Here is a 20,485-nt window from a genome sequence, read left to right as displayed (position 1 = left end):
CGGCGCTGCCGGACCACCTTCGGGGGTACCACCGGCGCGTCCACCGGGCCGGTACCGCTGCGCGTCACCACACTCACCTGGTCACCACCTGAAGTTCGTCGATCTCGATCGTGTTCGTGCCGCTGGTCCGGGTGAGCGGGAAGGAGTCGCCCGCCCCGCCGCTGCTGGCGGTCCAGCTCACGGTCCAGAAGGTGGTGGCGCTGACCCGGTAGGTGCCGGCCTTCGAGTACCCGCCGTCGTAGCCGCAGTCGGGCGAGCGCTGGCCGGCGTACGGGCCGTCGGGGTCGTACCGGGTGCCGGGGCCGGTGCACTCGACCGTGTCGCCGTTGCCCATGTCCCAGACGATCCGGTCGACGGTGGCGGTGATCGTGACGGTCAGCCCCCGGTCGGAGGCGGAGGCGCTCAGCGGGCCGAAGTAGTTGGGGCCCCGGCTGGCCCACATCCAGACCGGCAGCCCGACCAGCCCGGGGCCGGTGCTGCGGCGGGGCGCCATCGCGATCCGGGGCGCCCGGAGGCTGATCGAGGCGAGCGCCCGACGGGCCAGCTCCTCCGGGTCGGGCGGGGCGCCGAAGCCGGGCGGCGGACTGTCGTACAACTCGTTGCGGGTCGACGCGAGACCGCCGTCGCAGGTGACGGCGTACCAGAGGTGGCCCTCGACGACGCTGGGCTGCGGCTCGGCGAGCTTGGTGTAGCACCCGGTGCCGTTGTCGAACCAGCCCAGGTCATCGGAGTAGCAGGCCACCTCCCGGCCCTCCCACTGGCACTTGGCCGCCGGGCCGTCACCGCCGTTGCCGGGGTCGCCGCCGTTGCCCGGGTTGCCGCCGTTGCCGGGGTTGCCGGGGGTGGGCGGGTCGTCGTCCCAGACGTTGCAGTCGTCCTGGCCGGGCGGGCACTCCGCGCCCGGGTCGGCCCGGCCGGCCGCCGCGGCCGGCTCGCCGGGTGCGGCCGGCACGACGGTGCCGGCGAGCAGCAGCGCGACCGCCGCGCCCAGCGTCCGGGCCAGCAGCCGGGCCCGGCCGGCGCGGGTCAGCACGGCTGGTCCTGGTGCGCGGCGCCGGCGTTGATCCGCCACTTCCCGTCCGGGTAGCGGGTGGCGGTGGCGGTGGCCAGGTGCCGGCTGCCACGGGAGCCGGGGACGACCTTCTTGTTGTGCGTGTAGACCAGCCGGTACCCGGTGGTGTCCAGGCAGTCCTGGATGTCCACGGTGGGTGGGTCGGTCTCCAGGCTGACGCTGGTGACGGTGGGATCGGAAACCAGTTTCCCGGTACGCATCGCGCCGTTCTCCTTGGCTTGGCGAATTGTCACCCGGACCCGGGTCAGCAACGGATCGCCCAGATATCTGGTCAGCTCCGGATGTCGTGGATCACTTTCCCGGCTCGCCGCGCGGGTGGCGTCGAGATAACCGGCGTAGGCGGCGAGCGCCGCCTCGCGGGCCGCCTCCTCGTCCGCGGCGGAGACGGTGGCGGTGGCGGAGGGTCGCGCCGGTGGCGGCGCGTCGGCGACCTCCGGGGCCGCGCCGCCGCAACCGACGGTGGCGCCGACCGCCACGATCACGACCAGGCCGGCGCTCCGTCGCCTGAACTGCCGTGCGCGCAACGCGGGTGCCTCCTCGATGCGACCCGGGTGGCCGGGGTCGCCGGCGGCCTCCGGGCGGTCGGAAACGCGCCCGGATCCTGACATTCGGTTCCGATGCGTCTGCTTCCGCATTTACCTGTACGGATCTTGCGAATTGCCGGGGTGTTTGTCCTGCTCGGCCTCGGTGCCGAGGTGCTGCGGGGTTGCGTCGTACCCAGGTGGCGAGCATAAGCTGACGCCCCCCGATACAACAGAGGCAATTCATCTGAATACGCTCAGTGATGAATGGCGGTGGCTCCGGATGCGAACGGCGGCATGGGCGTCGATGATGCCGAGCCCGCCTCAGGTACGCCGAAAAGCGCCCCGGCCGGCCCGGAAATCGGCGGGCGGGGGCAGCCGGCGGGAGGTCGCTTCTCGCGCCATGCGCGACAATCCAGCCCGGGTGCCACTACTGTCCGTGCCGGCAGGTCCGGCTCCGGCCGCCCGATCGACGCGGTCCACATGGCGCTGACCCGGCCCCGTACCCCGACCGGCCCCCTCGGCGTACGGCTGCTGGCCGGCCTCGCCGTGGTACCCCTGCTCCGGCTGGCGGTGGCGCGGCACGCCGTACCGCCGGACGTGGGCTGGCGGACCGGCTGTGACGCCTGCGGCGCCCCGATCGACCTGGGCCGGCCCTGGCCGGCGCTGGGGCCGGCGGCGCGCTGCGGCGACTGCGGGGCGCGGGTCGGGGCGGCCCCCGGCACGGTGGAGGTCGCCCTGGTCGCGGCGCTCGTCGTGGCGGTGCTGGTCGGCGGCGCGCCGCCGGTGGTGGCGGCCCTGCTCTGGTGGCTCGGGTGGGTGCTGCCGGCGGCCCTGGTCGACCTGGCCGTGCACCGGCTGCCCGACCGGCTCACCTGGCCGGCGGCGGCCGGCGCCTGGGCGCTGCTCGGGCTCGCCGCGCTGACCGGCGCGGGGGCGACGCCCTGGCTCCGGGCCACCGCCGCCGGCCTCGGGCTGGGCCTGTTCTTCGCGGCCACCACCCTGCTGCTCGGCCGGCGCGGGTTCGGTCTCGGGGACGCCAAACTGGCGCTCGGCGTCGGCCTGCTGCTCGGCTGGTCCGGCTGGTCGACCCTGGTCACCGGGCTGCTGTTGGCGTTCGGTCTCTCCGCCCTGGTCAGCCTCGCCCTGCTGGCGGCCCGCCGGGTCCGCTGGACCAGCCACCTCCCCTTCGGCCCCTTCCTCCTCCTCGCCACCCCCGCCGCCCTCCTGCTCGCCTCCTGACCCCCTGCCCCGCCCGCACCCCCGCCGGGGGACCGGTGTCGACCAAGGGGGTCGCGGGACGCCGGTGACGGAAGGCCCTTGATCAACGCCCCGAGGGGCGGGCGGGGTCGGTGCGGGTGGGGACCGGTTGTTCGGTGCGGCGGGTACGGCGGCGCAGGACGTCGGCGACGGGGATGGTGAGCAGCGGGGTGAACGCCGTGACGACCACCGCGCCGAGCAGGACACCGGCGACGACGTCGTGCGGGTAGTGCACGCCGACGTAGACCCGGGAGAAGGCGGCCAGCGCCGCCAGCGGCACCGCGTACCACCCGAGGCGGCGGTGCAGCAGCAGGGTGGCGGCGGCCAGCGCCCCGGCGATCGTCGAGTGGTTGCTCGGGAACGACCAGTCGCCCGTCGGTGGGCAGTGGTCGGCGACGATGGCGAGGTCGGTGAGGAGCCGGCAGGGGCGGTCCTGGTCCGCCAGGACCTTCAGCCCCTCGCTGCCCCCGTAGGCGAGGACCACCAGGACCGGTGTGACCAGGACGAGGGCCCGGTCCCGGGGGCCGCCGCCCAGCCGGCGCCAGGCGGCGAGGAGCCAGAGCAGGCCGAGCAGGATGATCGACGCCTCGGTGAAGTGACCCATGAACCACTGCACCGGTGGGGGATTGGCGTCCGCGAACTCGACGACGTGCCGGTACCACTCGTCGCTGATCTCCGGAACATCCGTCATGCCGGCCTGAAGCATGCCCCACCTCACCAATCGTTCATCCTTCGTTTACCAGTAAGCACCGTAGGAAACCAGCACCGTTCACCGCACTGTTCATTGGTGAATCCCAAACCACGACTTTCGTCTCAGTGCCCTCTCAGCCGGGCTCTGGTTGTCTGGTCGGTGAGGGTTCGAGGCCTGGGAGGCGACGTGCACACCATCCCCACCGTCGAGGGGCAGCCGGTCCGGTCCGGGGCGGCGGACGATCCGGCCTGGCGGATCCGGCGGACCGAGGCGGACCTGAACCGGCTCGCCGAGACCGAGTCGATCTTCGCCCTGAGCAACGGGTGGATCGGCTGGCGCGGCACCCTCGACGAGGGCGAGCCGTACGGGATGCCGGGCACCTACCTCAGCGGCTTCCACGAGCAGCGGAAACTCGACTACCCCGAGGACGGGTACGCCTTCCCGCAGCGCAGCGACACCGTGATCAGCGTGCCGAACGCCGCCCTGGTCCGGCTCTGGGTCGGCGACGAGCAGCTCGACGTCCGCACCGGCACGCTGCGCCACCACGAACGGGTGCTGGACCTGCGGGGCGGCGTGGTCGAACGGCACACCGAGTGGGTCTCACCGGCCGGTCACGGGGTGCGGATCCGCAGCACCCGGCTCGTCTCGCTCTCCCGGCACCCGATCGCCGCCGTCCGGTACGAGGTGGAACCCCTGGACGGGCCGGTCGAGCTGCGGATCTGCGCCGACCTCCAGGCCAACGAGCGGGTGCCGGAACGCTCCGACGACCCCCGGGCCGCCTCGGTGATCAGTGACCCGCTGACCGCCGAGTACCGGCGGGGCGTCGGCACCGACGGGGTGCTGGTGCACCGCACCGAGCACAGCCGGCAGCGGGTCGCCGTCGCGGTGACCCACCAGGTCGACGCCCCGGACCTGTTCGCCACCGACACCGACCTCACCCCCGACCGGCTGCGGGTCGCGGTCACCGGCACGCTGCACCCCGGCGAGCGGGTCCGGGTGACCAGGTTCGCCGCGTACGACTGGACGTCGGTGGACGGCACCCCCGCGCCGGAACTGGCCGACCTCGTCGCCGAGGCGGCACAGGCGGCCCGCGCGGAGGGGTTCGACGGACTCCTCGCCGACCAGCGGGCCGCGCTGGACGTCGCCTGGCAGACCGCCGACGTGCTGCTCGACGGCGACCCGGAACTCCAGCAGGCCGTCCGGTTCGCGGTGTTCCACCTGCTCCAGGCCGGCCGCCCGGACGTCGACCGGACCATCCCCGCGAAGGGGCTGACCGGCAACGGCTACGACGGGCACGTGCTCTGGGACACCGAGGGGTACGTGCTGCCGGTGCTCACCTACCTGGCGCCGGCGATGGTCCGCTCGGCGCTGCGCTGGCGGCACACGCACCTGCCCGAGGCCCGGGAGCGCGCCGCCGAACTGCGGCTCACCGGGGCCACCTTCCCGTGGCGGACCATCGGCGGCCGGGAGTGCTCCGGCTACTGGCCGGCCGGGACCGCCGGGATGCACGTCAACGCCGACGTCGCCGACGCGGTGCTGCGGTACGTCGCCGCCACCGACGACCAGGAGTTCCTCGCCGGGGCGGGGCTGGAGATGCTGGTCGAGACCGCACGGCTCTGGCACGGCTTCGGGCACCGCTGCGCCGACGGCACCTTCCACCTGGCCGGGGTGACCGGCCCGGACGAGTACACCGCCCTGGTCGACGACAACGTCTTCACCAACCTGATGGCCCGGCGGAACCTGCGGGGCGCGGCCGACGCGGCGCAGCGCTACCCCGACGTGGCGGCCCGGCTCGGCGTGACGCCGGAGGAGATCGCCGGCTGGCGGTCCGCCGCCGACGCGATGGCCGTCCCGTACGACCGCGAGCGCGGGGTGCACCAGCAGTCGGCCGGCTTCACCGAGCTGCCGGAGTGGGACTTCGCCGGCACCGGCGAGGACGACTACCCGCTGCTGCTGCACTTCCCGTACCTGGAGCTGTACCGCAGGCAGGTGGTGAAGCAGGCCGACCTGGTGCTGGCCATGCAACGCTTCCCCGGCGACTTCACCGCCGAGGAGAAGGCCCGCAACTTCGCCTACTACGAGGCGCGGACCGTCCGCGACTCCTCCCTCTCCGCCTCCGCGCAGGCGGTGCTCGCCGCCGAACTGGGCCACCTCGACCTGGCCTACGACTACTTCGCCGAGACGGTCCTGCAGGACCTCGCCGACCTGGGCGACAAGACCGGCGACGGGCTGCACCTGGCCTCGCTGGCGGGCGCCTGGCTGGCCGTGGTGCAGGGCTTCGGCGGGATGCGCGACGACCGGGGCGTCCTCGCCTTCGCCCCCCGGCTGCCCGCCCGGATCACCCGGCTCGCCTTCAGCCTGCGCTGGTACGGGCACCGGCTCCGGGTCACCCTCACCCCCGACGGGGCCCGCTACGACCTGCCCGACGCCGACCCCGACGCCGTGGTGGAGATCGACCACTGCGGGGAACGCCTGCGGGTCACCCCCGCCGAGCCGGTCGCCCGTCCGCTGCCCGCCGTGCCCGACCCCGGCCCCGAGCCGACCGCCCCACCCGGCCGCCGCCCCGCCCGCCGGTAAGGAAGGGCCCCCTGTTAACGCTTCCAGTAGAGCAGGGGCCCCTTCTTAACACCGGCTTCCGTATGCCGGCTAGTCGGCGGGGACGGCCGGGGCGGGCAGGCCGGTCATCCGGGCGCGTACCTCGTCCAGCGCCTCGAAGGCGTACGCCCAGTTGTGGCACTTGAAGCTGCGCAGCCCGAGGATCGGGGTACGGCAGTCGACGCAGTGCACGCCCGGGATCGCGTCCGGCACCTCGGTGTTGACGTACCGACGCTCGCCGAGGATCACCGTGGCGATCATCATCCGGTCGTGCACCCCGGCCAGCGCCGACGAGACGATGTCGAGCCAGTTGACCCGCCGGCCGCACTTCGGGCAGTCCGGCTCGTCGCCGCTGACCCAGAGCGGGGCGCCGATGGTGCGCGGCGGCATGCCGAGCTGCTTCTCGATCCGGCGTACGTCGGACTCGCAGGTCTGCCAGCGGTGCCGGCCGGGCAGGCTGGCGGGCGAGTCGTACACGGCGCGGAAGAGGACCGGGTCCACCTCCACCGTCCTGCGGGTACCGGTCACGGCGTACCTCCTCTGCTCGTCGTCACGGTCGGCCCGCCGCCTCACGGGCGCAACCGGATCAACGACAGGGCAGGTCGGCGGGTGTCCCCTCCGGGGATTCCGGCGACGGGTCGTCGAGCAGCCGGCGGATCGCGGCCCCGAGGGCCGGGTCCACCGGGAACCGGGCCGCCAGCCAGGCCAGCACCGTCCCGGCCGCCGCCCGGTTGTGCCGGTAGCCGGGCACCATCGCCGCCAGCGGCACCACCTCCGGGGGGTACGCCCGCTCCGCCCGCCGGCTCGGGTCGAACGGGTCACGGCCGGCCCGTACCCCGCCGGGACCGGTCAGGTCGAGCAGCGCGAGCACCCGGTCCACGGCGTACGACTGGATGAACCGGGTGGCGCTCAGCCGCTCGCCGCGCAGTTCCCGGTGCAGGCCGACGTAGAGGTTGGTCAACGCCTCGTTGAGGTGGAACCCGACCGTGTCGTACGGCGGCCCGCCCGGCTCCGGCCCCCGCTCGACGAGGGCGGCGGGGACGTCGGCGCGCCGCCAGACCACCCGGGCTCCCACGCGCGGCAGCCGGGCCAGCTCCGCGACGGTGAAGACGGCGTACTCGACGAAGATGCCGTCGGCGTAGAGCGCCTTGCGGCCGTGGGGGTCGTTGGCGAAGCTGAACGCCACCGCGCAGGGTGCCCGGAGCCAGTCGGTCGACTTTCGGTACCGGGCTGCGGCACCGTCCTCGACGACGACGAAGAAGTCCAGGTCGGAGTGCTCGTCGAGCCGGTCGCGCGCGGTCCCGGCGGAGCCGAGGCCGAGGACGGCGAGCACGTCGGGCCGGGTGGCGAGGTGGGCGGCGAGGTCGTCCAGGCGGCGCAGCACGGGATGCACGAAACGTCGTCCTCTCGGGTGGGGTCGACGTTTCAGCCCGTACGGTCCGCAGGCCCGCCGAGGTCGCGACGGCTCATGCTAGCGGGGCCGGGGCGGCGGTCCGGACGACCGGCGGGGTGTGGTGGCGCGTCCTGTCGAGCTGCCCCGTCCGTCGCGTGGTCCGGAGGCCCGACCGGGCACGCCGGGTGGACATCGGGCAGGCATCCACCGCGAACGGGCGCTCCTGCTGGTAAGTGTTGCGGCCTTTGCCCGTTCTGTGCTGCCCGTTCGGGGCCGGTGACGGGCACCAAACCCACCAGATTGCCCCGGATGTGACCGGGGTCACCCGCAGTCGTCGATGTTACAAAAGACGCACGGGCCGACGGGAGGTGCACAGTGGACGCAGTTCGGCGTCGACACCACATCCTGACGCTGGCCCGCCGCCAGGGTGACGTCGACGTGCGGAAGCTGGCCGTCGACCTGGGCGTCGCGCCGGAGACGATCCGCCGTGACCTGAGCCTGCTGGCGCAGCAGGGCCTCGTCCGCCGGACCCACGGCGGCGCGTACCCGACCGAGACCGCCCGCTTCGAGACGACCCTGGAGACCCGGGCCACCCGGATGGTCGTGGAGAAGCGGCGGATCGCCACCGCCGCCGTGGAGCACCTCGGCGACGCCGAGTCGGTCTTCATCGACGAGGGGTACACCCCGCAACTGATCGCCGAGGCGCTGCCCACCCACCGTCCGCTGACCGTGGTGACCGCCTCGCTGCACACCGCGGCGGCGCTGGCCGCGTACCCGAGCATCACCGTGCTGCTGCTCGGCGGCCGGGTCCGCGGGCGGACGCTGGCCACCGTCGACCACTGGGCCACCCGGATGCTCGCCGGCTTCGTCATCGACCTGGCCTACGTCGGGGCGAACGGCATCTCCCGCAAGCACGGGCTGACCACCCCCGACCCCGCCGTGGCGGCCGTCAAGGCCCAGGTGATGGCGGTGTCCCGGCGGGTGGTCTTCACCGGGGTGCACACCAAGTTCGGCGGGAACAGCTTCTGCCGCTTCGCCGACGTCGCGGACCTCGACACCATCGTCACCGACACCGCGCTGCCGGCCTCCGAGGCGCACCGCTACTCCCTGCTCGGCCCGGTGGTGCTGCGCGTCTGAGCGCCCCGGCCGACCTTCCTTCACCCACCACACCACCACCATGGAGGTTCGCTGTGCCCAGAACACGAACTCCCCGCCGATGGCGCGGCCCGCTCGCCGCCGCCCTCGCGGTCGGACTCGCCACGACCGCCTGCTCCGGAGCCGGTGGCGGCTCGTCCGGCGACGGCGAGGGAAAGACCATCACCGTCCTGATGGTCGGCAACCCGCAGATGGAGGACCTGGCCAAGGTCACCGCCGACACCTTCACCAAGGACACCGGCATCACCGTGCGGTTCACGATCCTGCCGGAGAACGAACTGCGCGACAAGGTCACCCAGGACGTCGCCACCCAGGGCGGGCAGTACGACGTGGCGACGATCGGCGCGTACGAGGCCCCGATCTGGGCCGGGAACGGCTGGCTGCACGAACTCAGCACGTACGCCGACGCGGACACCGGGTACGACAAGGGTGACCTGATCGCGCCGGTGGTCGCCTCGCTCTCCGGCTCCGACGACAAGCTCTACGCCGCGCCGTTCTACGGCGAGTCGTCGTTCCTCATGTACAACAAGGACCTCTTCGCCGCCAAGGGGCTGACCATGCCGGAGCGGCCGACCTGGCCGCAGGTGGCCCAGTTCGCCGCCCAACTCGACGACAAGCAGGCCGGCGTCGCCGGCATCTGCCTGCGCGGCCTGCCCGGCTGGGGTGAGCTGTTCGCACCGTTGACCACCGTGGTCAACACCTTCGGCGGCACCTGGTTCGAGCAGGACTGGACGCCGAAGGTGAACGCGCCCGAGTTCACCGAGGCGACGACGTTCTACGTCGACCTGGTCCGTAAGCACGGGCAGCCGGGCGCGCCGCAGGCCGGGTTCACCGAGTGCCTCAACACGTTCGGCCAGGGCAAGGCCGCCATGTGGTACGACGCCACCTCCGCCGCCGGCACCCTGGAGGATGCCAACTCCAGCACCGTCGCCGGCAAGGTCGGCTACGCGTACGCGCCGATCCACCGGACGGACTCCTCGGGCTGGCTCTGGACCTGGGCGCTGGCCATGCCGAAGACCACCAAGAACGCCGACGCCGCCTGGACGTTCATCTCGTGGGCGACCGGCAAGGAGTACGAGAAGCTGATCGGCTCCTCGCTCGGCTGGTCCCGGGTGCCGGCCGGCAAGCGCCAGTCCACCTACCAACTGCCCGAGTACCGGCAGTCCGCCCAGCCCTTCGCCGACCTGACCCTGAAGTCCATCCAGGAGGCCGACCCGGTCAACCCCGGGGTGCAGCCGAGGCCCGCGCTCGGCGTGCAGTTCGTCGGCATCCCGGAGTTCGCCGACCTCGGCACGAAGGTGTCCCAGGAGGTGTCGGCCGCCATCGCCGGTCAGGTCACCGTCGACCGGGCGCTGGCCAACGGACAGCGGCTGGCCGAGGACGTCGCCAGCAAACACCGCTAGCCGCGCGCCGGGGCCGGCCACCACCGGCCGGCCCCGGCCCTGCCCCGAGGTGGACCGATGACCACGACCATCACCACCGGTACGGGCGCGGCACCGCGCCCCACCGTCCGTCCCACCCGGCCCGACCGGGCCCAACGCTGGGCCCGCCGCGCCCCGCTGCTGCCCGCCCTGGTCTTCGCCATCGTGGTGACGCAGCTTCCGTTCCTGTTCACCCTCTACCTGTCCACGCAGAGCTGGAACGCGCTGCGGCCCGGCAGCCGCGAGTTCACCGGGCTCGCCAACTACGGGCAGGTGCTCACCGACGACCGGCTGCGCGCCGCACTGGTCAACACGGTGGTGCTCACCGCCTCGTCGGTGGTCCTCTCCGTGCTGCTCGGCCTCGGCCTGGCCGTCCTGCTGGACCGGCGGTTCCCGGGGCGCGGCATCGTCCGTACCCTGCTCATCACCCCGTTCCTGGTGATGCCGATGGCGGCGGCGCTGCTCTGGAAACACGCCATCTACAACCCGTCGTACGGCCTGCTCAACGGGATCCTCGGCGGCAGCACCGACTGGGTCTCGGCGTACCCGATGACCTCGGTGGTCACCGCGCTGGTCTGGCAGTGGACCCCGTTCATGATGCTGATCATCCTGGCCGGGTTGCAGGGCCAGTCCCTGGAGACCCTGGAGGCGGCCCGGGTCGACGGGGCCGGCCCGTGGCAGATCTTCACCCGGGTGACCCTGCCCTACCTGCGGCCGTACCTGGAACTGGGTGCCCTGCTCGGCTCGATCTACCTGGTGCAGACCTTCGACGCCGTCTTCACCATCACCCAGGGCGGGCCCGGCTCGGCCACCACCAACCTGCCGTACGAGATCTACCTGACCACCTTCCGAAAGTTCGAGTACGGCGAGGCCGCCGCAGCCGGCGTCGTGGCGGTGATCGGCACCATCGTCGTCGCCACCCTCGCGCTGCGGGTGCTCTCCAGCCTGTTCCGGATGGAGGACCCGCGATGACCACCTCACGCCTTCGTACCGTCGGCTCGAAGCGGCGCGGCACGGACGCGGCCGGGGCGCTCTGGACCGTGCTGGCCTGGCTCGCCGGGCTGCTGTTCTTCCTGCCGGTGCTGTGGATGGTGCTGACCGGGTTCAAGCGGGAGGTGGACGCCGCCAGCAACCCGCCGTCCTGGTTCTTCAGCCCGGCCCTCGACGGCTACCGGCAGGTCTTCGACCGGGACCTGCTGCCGTACCTGCTCAACTCGATGACCGCCAGCGTGGTCTCCACCCTCCTGGTGCTGGTGCTGGCCACCCCGGCGGCGTACGCGCTGTCGATCCGGCCGGTCGAACGCTGGCGCGACGTGCTGTTCTTCTTCATCAGCACGAAGATGCTGCCGGTGGTCGCCGCGCTGCTGCCGATCTACCTGCTGGTCAAGCAGGTCGGCATGCTGGACAACATCTGGACCATGGTCGTGCTCTACACGGCCATGAACCTGCCGCTCGCGGTGTGGATGATGCGCTCGTTCCTGCTGGAGGTGCCGACGGCGCTGATCGAGGCGGCGGCGATGGACGGCGCCAGCCTGCTGGTCACGATCCGGCGGATCCTGCTGCCGATCGTCGCGCCCGGCCTGGCCGCCACCGCGCTGATCTGCTTCATCTTCAGTTGGAACGAGTTCTTCTTCGCGGTCAATCTGACCGCCACCCGGGCCGGCACCGCGCCGATCTTCCTGGTCGGCTTCGTCACCTCCGAAGGGCTGTTCCTCGCCCGGCTCTGCGCGGCGGCCACCATCGTGTCGCTGCCGGTCGTGCTGGCCGGCTGGATCGCCCAGAAACAACTCGTCCGAGGACTCTCCATGGGGGCGGTCAAGTGAAGGCAGCAGTCATCGTCACGCCGGGACAGATCAGCGTCGAGTCCGTGCCGGACCCCACCCCCGGCCCCCGTGACGTGGTCGTCGAGGTGGCCGGGTGCGGGATCTGCGGCACCGACCTGCACATCATGGACGGCGAGTTCGCGCCCGCGTACCCGATCGTGCCGGGGCACGAGTTCGCCGGCACGGTCGTCGCCGTCGGGCAGGACGTCACCGAGGTCCGGGTCGGCGACCCGGTCGCCGTCGACCCGTCCCTGCACTGCCAGGAGTGCTACCAGTGCCGGCGCGGTCGGGGCAACCTCTGCGAACGGTGGAACGCCATCGGGGTCACCGTCCCCGGCGGGGCCGCCGAGTACGCGGTCGCCCCGGTCCGCAACTGCGTCACCCTTCCCGAGGGGGTCGCCCCGGCCGACGCCGCGCTGATCGAGCCGCTCTCCTGCGCCGTACGCGGCTTCGACGTGCTGCCCCGACGGCTCGCCGACCACTACCTGATCTACGGTGCCGGCACCATGGGCCTGATGATGCTGGAGTTGGCCAAGCGCTGCGGCGCGGCGAGCGTCAGCGTGCTGGACCCCAACCCGGACCGGCTGGCCACGGCGGTGAAACTGGGCTGCTCGGCCCACGCCGCCAGCGCCGACGAGCTGACCCGGCCGCGCGGCTGGGACGTGGTGATCGACTGTACGGGGGTGCGGGCGGCCATCGACGACGGTCTGCGCCGGGTCGCTCCGGCCGGCACGTTCCTCCAGTTCGGCGTCGCGGAGTACAGGACCCGGGCCACCGTCGAGCCGTACCGGGTCTACAACCAGGAGATCACCGTGACCGGCTCGATGGCGGTGCTGCACAGCTTCGAGCGGGCCGGCGAGTTGTTCGCGGCCGGCGTCCTGGACCCGGCTGTCTTCATCAGCCACCGCCTCCCCCTGGACCGGTACGCCGAGGCGATGGCCCAGTTCCGGGCGGGCGTCGGCCGCAAGATCCAGATCGCCTCCTGAACAGGTGTGCCGTCCGCGTGGTCCGGCGGACGGCACACCGCACCCTCCGCAGCGGCGCGCCTCAGCCCATCCGCATCGGCGCGGCGGCCAGGACGACACAGGCGACCACGGCCAGCACGATCCGTACCGTGCGCAGGCCACGCCACCACGGCACCGCCCAGAGCAGGAGCCACCCTGCGGCGAAGGCCACCACGTGCCCCGCCAGCATCCCGAGGGTGATCTCCTCGCAGCGGTTCTCCAGCCCGGTGTCGCAGAGCCGTGGTGGCCGGTCGAAGTTGCCCATCATCGTCGACACCATCGCGGCGACGCAGACCAGCACGGGCGCCGCCACGAGCGTGGCCAGTGGTGTCACCAGCCAACCAGCGAGATCCCGACGCCGGTCCAGGCGACCGGGGCGGGACGGCGTGCCGACGTCGCTTCCGGACATGACGAGGACGCTACGGTTCGGGCCCCCGCCGCGCTGCCCCGTACCGGCCGGGATCGTCGCTCGAGGCGGTAGCTCAGCAGCCATCGAACCGTGGACAAGGTCCGTGGACCCGCTGGACAAGAGCCCGGACGACGCGAGTGGTGGGATGCGGAGAACATGCTGTCCGACAATCGTGTTATGGAACAGATCGGTGTTCGGGAGTTGAACCAGAGCACGAGCCAGGTGCTGGCGCGGGTGAGTGGCGGGGAAACCCTGGAGATCACCGATCGTGGGCACCCAATCGCCCGACTCGTGCCGGTAGGTGACGACAAGTCGACGCTGGCCAGGCTGGTAGCCACCGGGCGGGCTGTCGCCCCAACCGGCGGCGGGCCTGTCCCGCTTCCCCCGAAGCTCGGTGCCGAGGATGTGGACGTGGCCGCATCCCTTGCCGTGCTGCGGGATGAGGAACGCCCGCCCCGCAAGCCTTGATCGGAGTGCCGGCGGCCTTCGGACGGCAAACCGTCGCCGTCCGGCAACGGGGTCGTGGTATCGCGCTGGCCTGCGGACTCGCCGCGCGGGCGCTTCTGCGGAGATGTGCGTCAGGAGTGGGCCGGAGGCACCGCCATGAACCACACCGCCACCATCGACGGCGACCCCCTGCCACTGAATTGGCGCGGTTCGCAGCGCTGCTACAGAGGTTGAAAGTTCGAGGTCTGTGTTGTCAGGGTGGTTCGGGGTCGAGGGTCATGCCGGTCTGGGCGAGGAAGCCGGCGATGAGGTCGGTCTGGTTCTGGCAGGCGCGTAGCCGTTGCCTGACCAGGTGGGCGAGGTGGTCGACGCCGTGGACGGCGATGTTGGTGATGCCGCGTTTCATCCAGGCCCAGACGCCCTCGGTCGGGTTGAGATCGGGTGCGTAGGCCGGCAGCCGCACCACGGTCAGCCAGTCCCGGGCGGCGATCAGGGTGCGCATCCGCACGCTGACGTGGGTGTTGAGGTTGTCCCAGACCAGCACGATCGGCGCGTCCAGTCGGTGGTGGGCCTGGTCCAGGAACGCGATGTGGTCGTCCTCGCTGAAACTGCCCCGTTCCCCGGCACGACCGCGGTGCGGCCGGGTGCGCCACATCAGCCGCCCTCGTTCACCCGGCCTGAGGCAGACCAGCCCGGCGATCGAGACTCGGCCGGAGCCCTTGCCCGACACCGTGACCACCGGCGTGCGCCCTCGACGTGCCCAGGTCCTGCTCTTCGGCGGTCGCAGGGTCTGACCCGCCTCGTCCTGGAAGCAGATCCAGGCGCCCCGCGCCGCCGCTAACCTTTTACCGCCGGCCACCGCCTGCGCTGCCAACCCGCGATCGCCTCCGGGTCCCGCTCAACCGCACGCCGGGCGGGAACCTGCAGGCTGTAGCCCATCCGGTGCAGCAGATACGACACCCCGCGCAACGTGTACCCGACGCCGAACCGCCGCTCGATCACCTCAGCAACCCGAGCCAGGGTCCAGCGGGCATCGGCCCAGCCCTGAGCGACCGGGCCTTCATCCAGCACGACAGCCAACTGTTTACGCTGCCCACCGTCGAGTTTGCAGTCCGAGCCGCCAGGCCCCGACGACGCCAGAGCCGCCGTCCCACCAGCAGCCCACCGACGCCGCCACTGCCGCACCGACTTCTCCGAAACCCGCAGCTCAGAAGCGATCTGTGTAGTCGTTTTGGACTCCTTGAACATGACCGCGGCCCGCTCCCGGACCGCCTCACGCCGAGCCCTGGCCGCCGCGTTCAACCCACCACCAGTCGGATACCTCATCACCCCGGCCTACCGAACCCACCGACCCACATCACGCCGCCACGCCGACAGACATCAACCTTTCAATCTCTGTAGCACAGCTAAGGGGTGTCATGCCGTCGTGGCCCCGGCTGCGGCATGCCGGACCTGACCCGACCTGGTAGGTGACCTACCAGCGGTAGGCGTCGCGTCGGTGGCGGATCGAGTGGATCTCCACGACTCGTTTCGCCTCGTTGATCCGGTAGACGATCCGGTAGGTGCCGCGCCGGGCGGAGTGGAAGCCGTCGAAGGGTTCGTCGAGAGGCTTGCCCACCCGGTACGGGTTGATCGCGATCGCACGCTGGATGGTTTCCGTCGCAGCGATCGCCACCTCCAGCGGCAGGTCCTCGTGCAGGTTGCGGCGAGCCTGCCGGGAGAACATCACCGTGTACGGGCTGAGCGGTTCCTCGGTGCGGTCGTCAAACCGCTTGCCCCCTGGAGGCATCACGCCGCTCTGCTTCGGCGCCGCTCCAACTCGGCACGAACCTCGTCCACCGAGAACGTGTCGCCGGCTGCGAAATCCTCCCGCGACTGGCGCAGGTCTGCGAGGGTCTCGTCGTCGGACAGCAGGTCGAGCGTTTCCCGCATCGACTCGTACTCGGCCACCGAGATCAGCATCACGTCGGCCCGGCCGTTGCGGGTGATCGTGAAGTGGTCATGCTCCCGGGCGACCCGGTCGGCGAGCTCGGCGATCCGGGCCTTGGCTTCCGTGATCGGAATGGTCTCCATGTCGACCATTTTAGCGACCGGTCGTAATTGTGGCCATCCGAGGACCGTGGCTGTCCGGCCTCGCTCCGTTACCCCTTGTCGCCCAGGTTCACCGATCTTGGCACCGCCGCGGCCGAGCGTCGGTGCGTTCATGGCTTGGTTCCGGCACGAGCACGGTTCCAGCCAAGCCGAGTTGGGCACGATCGTCGGCCGATGCGTCGTAGGGTGTCACCTCCTTACGAGCAGGGCCTGCGGAGGCCACCTCGGTTGTTGCTGCTCGATCTTTTAGACGCCGCACCGGTCGGCGGCATCAGCTCGGATGCCCGGCGAACCTGGGCCTCGCTTCTGGCCCACCCGGACGTGTATCCCCGGGTGGCGATGCAGATCCTCCGGCACGCCCAGTTCGCCATCACCATGAAGATCGATCTACACGGTGGTTTCCTCGGCGGCCACCCGCCAGGCACTCAAGCGCCTCGGCCGAACCCTGGACGGATGAGCAGGTTTCGGGGGCGGAGCCTTCCGAAGCAGGCCAGCGGGGTTGCCGCGCTGCTGTACCTAACTGCTGTGCGAGCCGGGATCAGGGCTCGGACGGACGGCCGGAGGAAGGGCCGTTGACCTGGAGGAGAGAGTGGGCCGCCAGGGACTCGAACCCTAAGTGCAGAACGCTGCCGCTAGATCATCCGCATTCGGGCAGATCCGGCCTCGGACCAGGTCGGGAACCCTCATCGACTTCCGGCGTTTTACAGGGGTTTTCGGGCTCAGTTGTGCCGGATCTGTGCCCGATGATCTTGGTGGGCCGGCCCTACTACCGGGGTCGCTCCTCGCAGAGTTCGGCCCGGACATGGGTGCCGCACCATGGCGGCAGCTCGGTCGACCAGACACGCCATCCGCCCGCGTCTCGTCGCGTCTCCCACCGCCATGGGTGAGCCGTGCCGGCCATGACGGTGGGTCCGTCCCACCAGATTCCCCGTACCTGCGCCACGACCAGGGCGCGATCCTCGGCACGGTCGTCGACGACCAGGCGGCCGACCGTTTCCAGCTTGAAGGGCGGCCGTCCGGTGCTCTCCATCGCAGTTCGGTACTCCTGCCACTGCTGGCGCAGCTCGTCGTGCCGATCAGGGGCCAGCACCCGTGACACCCCGAGGCGTTCCCCGGCGCTGAGCTGGAGCATCCACACGGTCGCTGCCGCCTCGGGGGCCGGCTCTCCTCGTTCCGCGTGCGCCTGGACCCGACACACCACCACGGCTGCCAGGGTCGCCAGAACGGCGCACGCTGCGGCGGCCACCATCGGCCAACGTCGGCGCGGACGGATCGACTGTGCGGCCTCCCCCAAGGTCATCCGGGCACGATAGATCGACAGTCCTTCCGGTTGACCTGAGGGTGCCAGGGGTCGGACTCGGCTTTCGTGTTACGGCCCGGCCCCCGGCGGACACCGCCACAGCGGCGCTCTTGACCTGACCCAGACCGGCCAGGGAGCCGGCCCCCGGTCGACGGGCCCAGCCACCAGCGGACACCTCCCCCTCCCAGGTGCCGGTTCTGATCTGACCTGGCCTCGGGTCACGGCTGGCACGGGGGGTCGTCTGCCCGGCCGCTGCGGACACCGCCCCCATGCTCGGGGCTTGCCGGTCGCGCCTCGCGGGGCATTCTCGGGGTCCTGCCTGGACGGTGGCCGGTCCTTGGCGCTGAGGGCCCGCCTCGGGGCTCCGAGCCTGCGGCTGACGCCCTGGCCGTCCCTGTTCCTGCTCCATGCTGCGCCGTGCGCGCCGGGGCGTGACCGGCCGCCAGGCCGCACGCGCGCCCCGGCGTGGCACGGCGGCGGGCCGCAGGCCCGCCCTTGAACAAGTAAAGAAAGTCTGAACACACTACGCTTCGGCTACAGCGGACCCGTCTACGCGGCGCGCGACTGCTCCCACGGATAGGGCATTGCCTTGAGCCTTGCTACGTGCTCGGCATGGCGTCGATGCCGCTCCATGTCACCAGCGGCTTCGGCCTCATCGGCCCAGCCCTGAACCTCAGCGATCCATGCCTCATGGTCGGCGCGCAGCAGATCGCGAAGAGCCTGCATGTGCTGATCAACGGTCATGGTCCGCACCTCCTAGCCGCTCATCGAGCCTACCAAGCTCGTACCGGCTGTCCTCGACCTGCTGTCGGTAAAACTCTTGGTGCTCCTCGTACTGCTTGATGAAGTCGCGAGCACGCTCAATCTGGGCAACGAGCCTCATCCGCTCGAACTCGTCACGCTCTCTCGGGCTGGTCACTCCGGACTCCTTCTACCGCGCCGGGCTAGTTTCAGGGACGTACACGGTTCCGGCTGGCCGCTGATAAAGGGCACCAGAGCCACGGGTGTAAGGTCGCCCGCTGTCGTCAATAGTCTTGACCAGAGTATTAACACGGTCAAAGCCGCGATTCTCGTAATAGTGCTGAAGCTGCAAATTGTGCCGATGGCAGTCAAGGCGTAGCCAGGAATCACCGGCAACCCCTGCCCGGACGCTTGACCAGTCAAGAATCTTTGCCCCGAAGTCCCGGCCGGACCACGCTCGACGTACTGCCATGCGAAAGATATACAAGGCATGGTCTGGTCCGTCTGGCCAACCTTCGGCGTAATCCGGATCAGCCTTGCTTGTCAAGCTGAACGTAGCAACGTCCTCGTCATCGACTTTGACCAGCCAACTATTGCCCTCAGCTACATACTTGGCTATTCGGTCAATTCGCCAATCCTCAGAGCTGCTGAAGCGGGCGGGCCATTGGCTTATAGCCCTGGACACTAGCCACGCTGCCGCTTCGTCAAGAATGTCTAGAACGGTCGAGAGGTCGCTAGTCCTTGCTTGCTCGAAGCGGAGAAGCACTATTCCTCCTCGGCCTGTGTTGGTCGCCGCTCAGGAACGTCCAGCTCATACCGAAGCAACTGCCTGTCGCCTGCAAAAGTGCTTACGAGTACGCGCACTCGCCGACCGGTTGAATCAATACCGACTCGGGCATGCTGGCCAACCGGCGTTCCCGGCTGCACGTCAAGCAAGGCAGCTTCGTCCGGTGTCGGCATCCTGACTTGAATCTCATCCTTGTAGTGCACCTGCCGAAAACCCAAGGCGCGATAAATCCCACCCGGATACACGACGTTAGTCTCCTGAAGAAGCGGCGCAACGCCGTCGATTTCCATTCTGGCGATGTCTACTGGCGTCCAGGTGTCCGCAATCATTGCGAGTTGTTCGGGGATGCCTTGCCGCGAAACGTACCGCAGTCGCCTGCGTCGGATGAGTCGCGTGCCTGGGGCACAGTCGAGGTAGCGCGCCACCTCGTCCGGAGCGGCCAACTCGGTGACTCCGGCAACAACCTGCCGGGTTGACCACCCTTCTGCCTGGGCGTCCGACTCCCACTGGTCAACGCGGTTGGTCGGATCGTCGGAGTACGCACCCAGCTCGAACCGGGTCAGGTTCCACGACACCAACTCTCGGCGGCGAACCTGCCTGCCCAGACTTCCGGCCCCTGCCGTGATCAACCCGTCTTGCTCCAGTCGGGCCAGCGCTGAGCGGATCGTTGCTCGACTGAACCCGTACTGGGATGCAAGGTCAATTTCCGTTGGCACCCGGTCACCCGGGTTGAGTTTTCCCTGGTCAATCTGGGTTCGGAGATCGTCATAGACGACCTCCCACCGGGCTCGACTTCTTGCCACTCGGGGCCTCCTCCAAGGTTTGTCAGTACAGATCGTACAGAACGCTTGCACCGTCCGGTCTTTGTACGTACAGTACCTACGAACCGGTCAGACAGGTCAGTACGCCCCAGACTTGCCCGGTGGGCTACATGCGTATGGAGAAAAACGACCGAAGGAGAGCGAGCGAGATGCGGAACATCCCTGTGAACCTGACTGGCTTCAAGCTGCGCGTGGTGGAGGAGCCTGCGATCAAGACGGACATGGAGGGTCGGGTGCTGACGGCGTACGGGTCGGATGACCCCCTGTACGTGGTGGGGGTGTTCGCCAAGCCGGTGGCGACGGAGGACGGGCACCGGGGCAAGGGCGAGGAGTTGAAGGTGACGCTGTCGGTGAACCCGCAGGGGATCGAGGAGGGCGACCTGGTGGAGCTGATCGGGGCCACGGTCTCGCACTGGGAGCGGGACGGCCGTTCGGGTCTGACGTGGAAGGCGCAGAGCCTCAAGCCTGCCTGAGGTAGGCACCTTCGGGGTTTTTGCCCAAACGGAAGGAGTCCCCGATGGGGGATCAACTGACGACCTTCGTCGCCGCACGAGGGGAGAACCCGTACGCGCTCGCCCGGAAGTGGGGCGAACAGCAGCCCTCCCGGGGCCTGGAGGAACTGGCCGTGATGTCGGCGCTGGCGCACTGGCTCACCAGTTGGATGCCCATCACGATGCACCAGGCGTTGACCGCCGGCGCGACCGTCGACCAGGTGGCCGCCGCCGCCGGGGTCGCCGTTGACCAGGTGGCCGAGCGGTGGCGGACGTGGGCGGACGGACAGGTGGCCTTGCGCGAGCAGACGAACGGCACGCTGGGGCTCGCCGCCGCCGACCGCGACCGGGTGGCCGCGATCCTCGCCGCCGGAGTTGGGCACTGACGGTCCAGGCCGTCGAGCACGCCCCGCCCCTTTCTGGTGGGTGACCCGTTCGAGTCGGGTCGGGGCGCTTATGTCGA

The 20,485-nt window shown here is 70.6% G+C and carries 25 protein-coding genes and 1 pseudogene; 11 read left to right on the top strand and 15 right to left on the bottom strand.

Features of this window, described 5'->3' with window-relative positions:
- Positions 1 to 73: 73 nt before the first annotated feature.
- Positions 74 to 1,033 carry a hypothetical protein gene (locus ACQUFX_RS24445; protein ID WP_428962616.1) on the bottom strand — a complete coding sequence of 320 codons (960 nt, stop codon included), beginning with the start codon at positions 1,031 to 1,033 and terminating at the stop codon, positions 74 to 76.
- A complete protein-coding gene (locus ACQUFX_RS24440; protein ID WP_428962615.1) occupies positions 1,027 to 1,596 on the bottom strand; it encodes a hypothetical protein in 570 nt (189 codons plus the stop codon). Before ACQUFX_RS24440 ends, ACQUFX_RS24445 begins: the two co-directional genes overlap by 7 nt.
- Positions 1,597 to 2,076: 480 nt before the next feature.
- On the opposite strand from ACQUFX_RS24440, the gene ACQUFX_RS24435 reads away from it, so the two are divergent.
- The gene (locus ACQUFX_RS24435) at positions 2,077 to 2,835 is read left to right on the top strand and encodes a prepilin peptidase (RefSeq protein WP_428962614.1); all 759 of its coding nucleotides are present in this window, start codon (positions 2,077 to 2,079) and stop codon (positions 2,833 to 2,835) included.
- 82 nt (positions 2,836 to 2,917) lie between these two features.
- Here the strand turns inward: ACQUFX_RS24435 and ACQUFX_RS24430 are convergent, their stop codons facing one another.
- Positions 2,918 to 3,544: a phosphatase PAP2 family protein gene (locus tag ACQUFX_RS24430; protein WP_428962613.1), complete on the bottom strand. Its 627-nt coding sequence runs from the start codon at positions 3,542 to 3,544 to the stop codon at positions 2,918 to 2,920.
- Between the two features lie 186 nt (positions 3,545 to 3,730).
- Here ACQUFX_RS24430 and ACQUFX_RS24425 point away from each other — a divergent pair, with 186 nt between their 5' ends.
- Entirely contained in the window at positions 3,731 to 6,121 is a 2,391-nt protein-coding gene (locus ACQUFX_RS24425; protein ID WP_428962612.1) for a glycoside hydrolase family 65 protein, read from the top strand.
- A 69-nt stretch (positions 6,122 to 6,190) separates the two neighbouring features.
- Here the strand turns inward: ACQUFX_RS24425 and ACQUFX_RS24420 are convergent, their stop codons facing one another.
- Together ACQUFX_RS24420 and ACQUFX_RS24415 are read right to left on the bottom strand one after the other, a co-directional pair.
- Complete coding sequence (locus ACQUFX_RS24420; RefSeq protein ID WP_428962611.1) at positions 6,191 to 6,667, bottom strand: hypothetical protein; 477 nt, start codon at positions 6,665 to 6,667, stop codon at positions 6,191 to 6,193.
- Between the two features lie 58 nt (positions 6,668 to 6,725).
- Positions 6,726 to 7,532, bottom strand: a complete 807-nt coding sequence (locus tag ACQUFX_RS24415; RefSeq protein WP_428962610.1) for a hypothetical protein — start codon at positions 7,530 to 7,532, stop codon at positions 6,726 to 6,728.
- Between the two features lie 375 nt (positions 7,533 to 7,907).
- On the opposite strand from ACQUFX_RS24415, the gene ACQUFX_RS24410 reads away from it, so the two are divergent.
- Genes ACQUFX_RS24410 through ACQUFX_RS24390 form a run of 5 tightly spaced genes read left to right on the top strand, consistent with a single transcriptional unit; the run spans position 7,908 to position 12,917 of the window.
- Complete coding sequence (locus ACQUFX_RS24410; protein ID WP_428962609.1) at positions 7,908 to 8,669, top strand: DeoR/GlpR family DNA-binding transcription regulator; 762 nt, start codon at positions 7,908 to 7,910, stop codon at positions 8,667 to 8,669.
- A 53-nt stretch (positions 8,670 to 8,722) separates the two neighbouring features.
- On the top strand, positions 8,723 to 10,090 hold the full coding sequence (locus ACQUFX_RS24405) for an ABC transporter substrate-binding protein (RefSeq protein WP_428962608.1): 1,368 nt from the start codon (positions 8,723 to 8,725) through the stop codon (positions 10,088 to 10,090).
- A gap of 57 nt (positions 10,091 to 10,147) precedes the next feature.
- The gene (locus ACQUFX_RS24400; RefSeq protein ID WP_428962607.1) at positions 10,148 to 11,080 is read left to right on the top strand and encodes a carbohydrate ABC transporter permease; all 933 of its coding nucleotides are present in this window, start codon (positions 10,148 to 10,150) and stop codon (positions 11,078 to 11,080) included.
- On the top strand, positions 11,077 to 11,931 hold the full coding sequence (locus ACQUFX_RS24395) for a carbohydrate ABC transporter permease (RefSeq protein WP_428962606.1): 855 nt from the start codon (positions 11,077 to 11,079) through the stop codon (positions 11,929 to 11,931). The genes ACQUFX_RS24400 and ACQUFX_RS24395 overlap by 4 nt, the downstream gene beginning before the upstream one ends.
- A complete protein-coding gene (locus ACQUFX_RS24390; protein WP_428962605.1) occupies positions 11,928 to 12,917 on the top strand; it encodes a zinc-dependent alcohol dehydrogenase family protein in 990 nt (329 codons plus the stop codon). The genes ACQUFX_RS24395 and ACQUFX_RS24390 overlap by 4 nt, the downstream gene beginning before the upstream one ends.
- A gap of 61 nt (positions 12,918 to 12,978) precedes the next feature.
- Here the strand turns inward: ACQUFX_RS24390 and ACQUFX_RS24385 are convergent, their stop codons facing one another.
- Positions 12,979 to 13,344 carry a hypothetical protein gene (locus ACQUFX_RS24385; protein ID WP_428962604.1) on the bottom strand — a complete coding sequence of 122 codons (366 nt, stop codon included), beginning with the start codon at positions 13,342 to 13,344 and terminating at the stop codon, positions 12,979 to 12,981.
- A gap of 177 nt (positions 13,345 to 13,521) precedes the next feature.
- Between ACQUFX_RS24385 and ACQUFX_RS24380 the strand changes: the two genes are divergently transcribed.
- Positions 13,522 to 13,812: a type II toxin-antitoxin system Phd/YefM family antitoxin gene (locus tag ACQUFX_RS24380; RefSeq protein ID WP_428962603.1), complete on the top strand. Its 291-nt coding sequence runs from the start codon at positions 13,522 to 13,524 to the stop codon at positions 13,810 to 13,812.
- Positions 13,813 to 14,044: 232 nt separating this feature from the next.
- On the opposite strand, the gene ACQUFX_RS24375 is transcribed toward ACQUFX_RS24380, so the two are convergent.
- The 4 genes from ACQUFX_RS24375 to ACQUFX_RS24360 all read right to left on the bottom strand — a co-directional run bounded on the left by ACQUFX_RS24375 (position 14,045) and on the right by ACQUFX_RS24360 (position 15,864).
- Positions 14,045 to 14,650 carry an IS630 family transposase gene (locus ACQUFX_RS24375; protein ID WP_428967064.1) on the bottom strand — a complete coding sequence of 202 codons (606 nt, stop codon included), beginning with the start codon at positions 14,648 to 14,650 and terminating at the stop codon, positions 14,045 to 14,047.
- Positions 14,629 to 15,117, bottom strand: coding sequence for a winged helix-turn-helix domain-containing protein (locus tag ACQUFX_RS24370; protein ID WP_428962602.1), 489 nt, complete (start codon positions 15,115 to 15,117; stop codon positions 14,629 to 14,631). Before ACQUFX_RS24370 ends, ACQUFX_RS24375 begins: the two co-directional genes overlap by 22 nt.
- 148 nt (positions 15,118 to 15,265) lie before the next feature.
- Positions 15,266 to 15,580: a type II toxin-antitoxin system RelE family toxin gene (locus tag ACQUFX_RS24365; protein WP_428967063.1), complete on the bottom strand. Its 315-nt coding sequence runs from the start codon at positions 15,578 to 15,580 to the stop codon at positions 15,266 to 15,268.
- On the bottom strand, positions 15,580 to 15,864 hold the full coding sequence (locus ACQUFX_RS24360) for a type II toxin-antitoxin system Phd/YefM family antitoxin (protein ID WP_077938803.1): 285 nt from the start codon (positions 15,862 to 15,864) through the stop codon (positions 15,580 to 15,582). The genes ACQUFX_RS24365 and ACQUFX_RS24360 overlap by 1 nt, the downstream gene beginning before the upstream one ends.
- Positions 15,865 to 16,161: 297 nt before the next feature.
- Between ACQUFX_RS24360 and ACQUFX_RS24355 the strand changes: the two are divergent.
- Positions 16,162 to 16,339, top strand: a pseudogene (locus tag ACQUFX_RS24355) (site-specific integrase); the annotation flags it as partial.
- 309 nt (positions 16,340 to 16,648) lie between these two features.
- Here ACQUFX_RS24355 and ACQUFX_RS24350 read toward each other — a convergent pair.
- The 5 genes from ACQUFX_RS24350 to ACQUFX_RS24330 all read right to left on the bottom strand — a co-directional run bounded on the left by ACQUFX_RS24350 (position 16,649) and on the right by ACQUFX_RS24330 (position 19,513).
- Positions 16,649 to 17,182, bottom strand: coding sequence for a hypothetical protein (locus ACQUFX_RS24350; RefSeq protein ID WP_428962601.1), 534 nt, complete (start codon positions 17,180 to 17,182; stop codon positions 16,649 to 16,651).
- 549 nt (positions 17,183 to 17,731) lie between these two features.
- The gene (locus tag ACQUFX_RS24345) at positions 17,732 to 17,926 is read right to left on the bottom strand and encodes a hypothetical protein (RefSeq protein ID WP_428962600.1); all 195 of its coding nucleotides are present in this window, start codon (positions 17,924 to 17,926) and stop codon (positions 17,732 to 17,734) included.
- Complete coding sequence (locus ACQUFX_RS24340) at positions 17,916 to 18,101, bottom strand: hypothetical protein (protein WP_428962599.1); 186 nt, start codon at positions 18,099 to 18,101, stop codon at positions 17,916 to 17,918. The genes ACQUFX_RS24345 and ACQUFX_RS24340 overlap by 11 nt, the downstream gene beginning before the upstream one ends.
- Before the next feature lie 12 nt (positions 18,102 to 18,113).
- On the bottom strand, positions 18,114 to 18,608 hold the full coding sequence (locus ACQUFX_RS24335) for a GNAT family N-acetyltransferase (RefSeq protein WP_428967062.1): 495 nt from the start codon (positions 18,606 to 18,608) through the stop codon (positions 18,114 to 18,116).
- 80 nt (positions 18,609 to 18,688) lie between these two features.
- Positions 18,689 to 19,513 (bottom strand): GntR family transcriptional regulator, encoded by an 825-nt coding sequence (locus ACQUFX_RS24330; RefSeq protein ID WP_428962598.1) that lies wholly within the window; start codon positions 19,511 to 19,513, stop codon positions 18,689 to 18,691.
- Positions 19,514 to 19,680: 167 nt separating this feature from the next.
- Between ACQUFX_RS24330 and ACQUFX_RS24325 the strand changes: the two genes are divergently transcribed.
- Both ACQUFX_RS24325 and ACQUFX_RS24320 read left to right on the top strand, forming a co-directional pair.
- On the top strand, positions 19,681 to 20,004 hold the full coding sequence (locus ACQUFX_RS24325; RefSeq protein WP_428962597.1) for a hypothetical protein: 324 nt from the start codon (positions 19,681 to 19,683) through the stop codon (positions 20,002 to 20,004).
- Between the two features lie 44 nt (positions 20,005 to 20,048).
- Positions 20,049 to 20,408 (top strand): hypothetical protein, encoded by a 360-nt coding sequence (locus ACQUFX_RS24320; RefSeq protein ID WP_428962596.1) that lies wholly within the window; start codon positions 20,049 to 20,051, stop codon positions 20,406 to 20,408.
- Positions 20,409 to 20,485 lie beyond the last annotated feature (77 nt).

Origin of the sequence: Micromonospora fluostatini (genome assembly GCF_050410825.1) — a bacterium.
In the GTDB taxonomy this organism is placed as follows: Bacteria; Actinomycetota; Actinomycetes; order Mycobacteriales; family Micromonosporaceae; genus Micromonospora; species Micromonospora rosaria.
This window is presented reverse-complemented; position numbering and strand designations above follow the sequence as displayed.

Bases quoted from the DNA above. Each gene is read 5' to 3' on its own strand.
- ACQUFX_RS24400 (WP_428962607.1), top strand. From the start codon at position 10,148: ATGACCACGACCATCACCACCGGTACGGGCGCGGCACCGCGCCCCACC.
- ACQUFX_RS24365 (WP_428967063.1), bottom strand. From the start codon at position 15,580: ATGCCTCCAGGGGGCAAGCGGTTTGACGACCGCACCGAGGAACCGCTC.
- ACQUFX_RS24395 (WP_428962606.1), top strand. From the start codon at position 11,077: ATGACCACCTCACGCCTTCGTACCGTCGGCTCGAAGCGGCGCGGCACG.
- ACQUFX_RS24435 (WP_428962614.1), top strand. From the start codon at position 2,077: ATGGCGCTGACCCGGCCCCGTACCCCGACCGGCCCCCTCGGCGTACGG.
- ACQUFX_RS24320 (WP_428962596.1), top strand. From the start codon at position 20,049: ATGGGGGATCAACTGACGACCTTCGTCGCCGCACGAGGGGAGAACCCG.
- ACQUFX_RS24325 (WP_428962597.1), top strand. From the start codon at position 19,681: ATGCGGAACATCCCTGTGAACCTGACTGGCTTCAAGCTGCGCGTGGTG.
- ACQUFX_RS24360 (WP_077938803.1), bottom strand. From the start codon at position 15,864: ATGGAGACCATTCCGATCACGGAAGCCAAGGCCCGGATCGCCGAGCTC.
- ACQUFX_RS24430 (WP_428962613.1), bottom strand. From the start codon at position 3,544: ATGACGGATGTTCCGGAGATCAGCGACGAGTGGTACCGGCACGTCGTC.
- ACQUFX_RS24345 (WP_428962600.1), bottom strand. From the start codon at position 17,926: ATGACCGTTGATCAGCACATGCAGGCTCTTCGCGATCTGCTGCGCGCC.
- ACQUFX_RS24370 (WP_428962602.1), bottom strand. From the start codon at position 15,117: ATGAGGTATCCGACTGGTGGTGGGTTGAACGCGGCGGCCAGGGCTCGG.
- ACQUFX_RS24385 (WP_428962604.1), bottom strand. From the start codon at position 13,344: ATGTCCGGAAGCGACGTCGGCACGCCGTCCCGCCCCGGTCGCCTGGAC.
- ACQUFX_RS24380 (WP_428962603.1), top strand. From the start codon at position 13,522: ATGGAACAGATCGGTGTTCGGGAGTTGAACCAGAGCACGAGCCAGGTG.
- ACQUFX_RS24350 (WP_428962601.1), bottom strand. From the start codon at position 17,182: ATGACCTTGGGGGAGGCCGCACAGTCGATCCGTCCGCGCCGACGTTGG.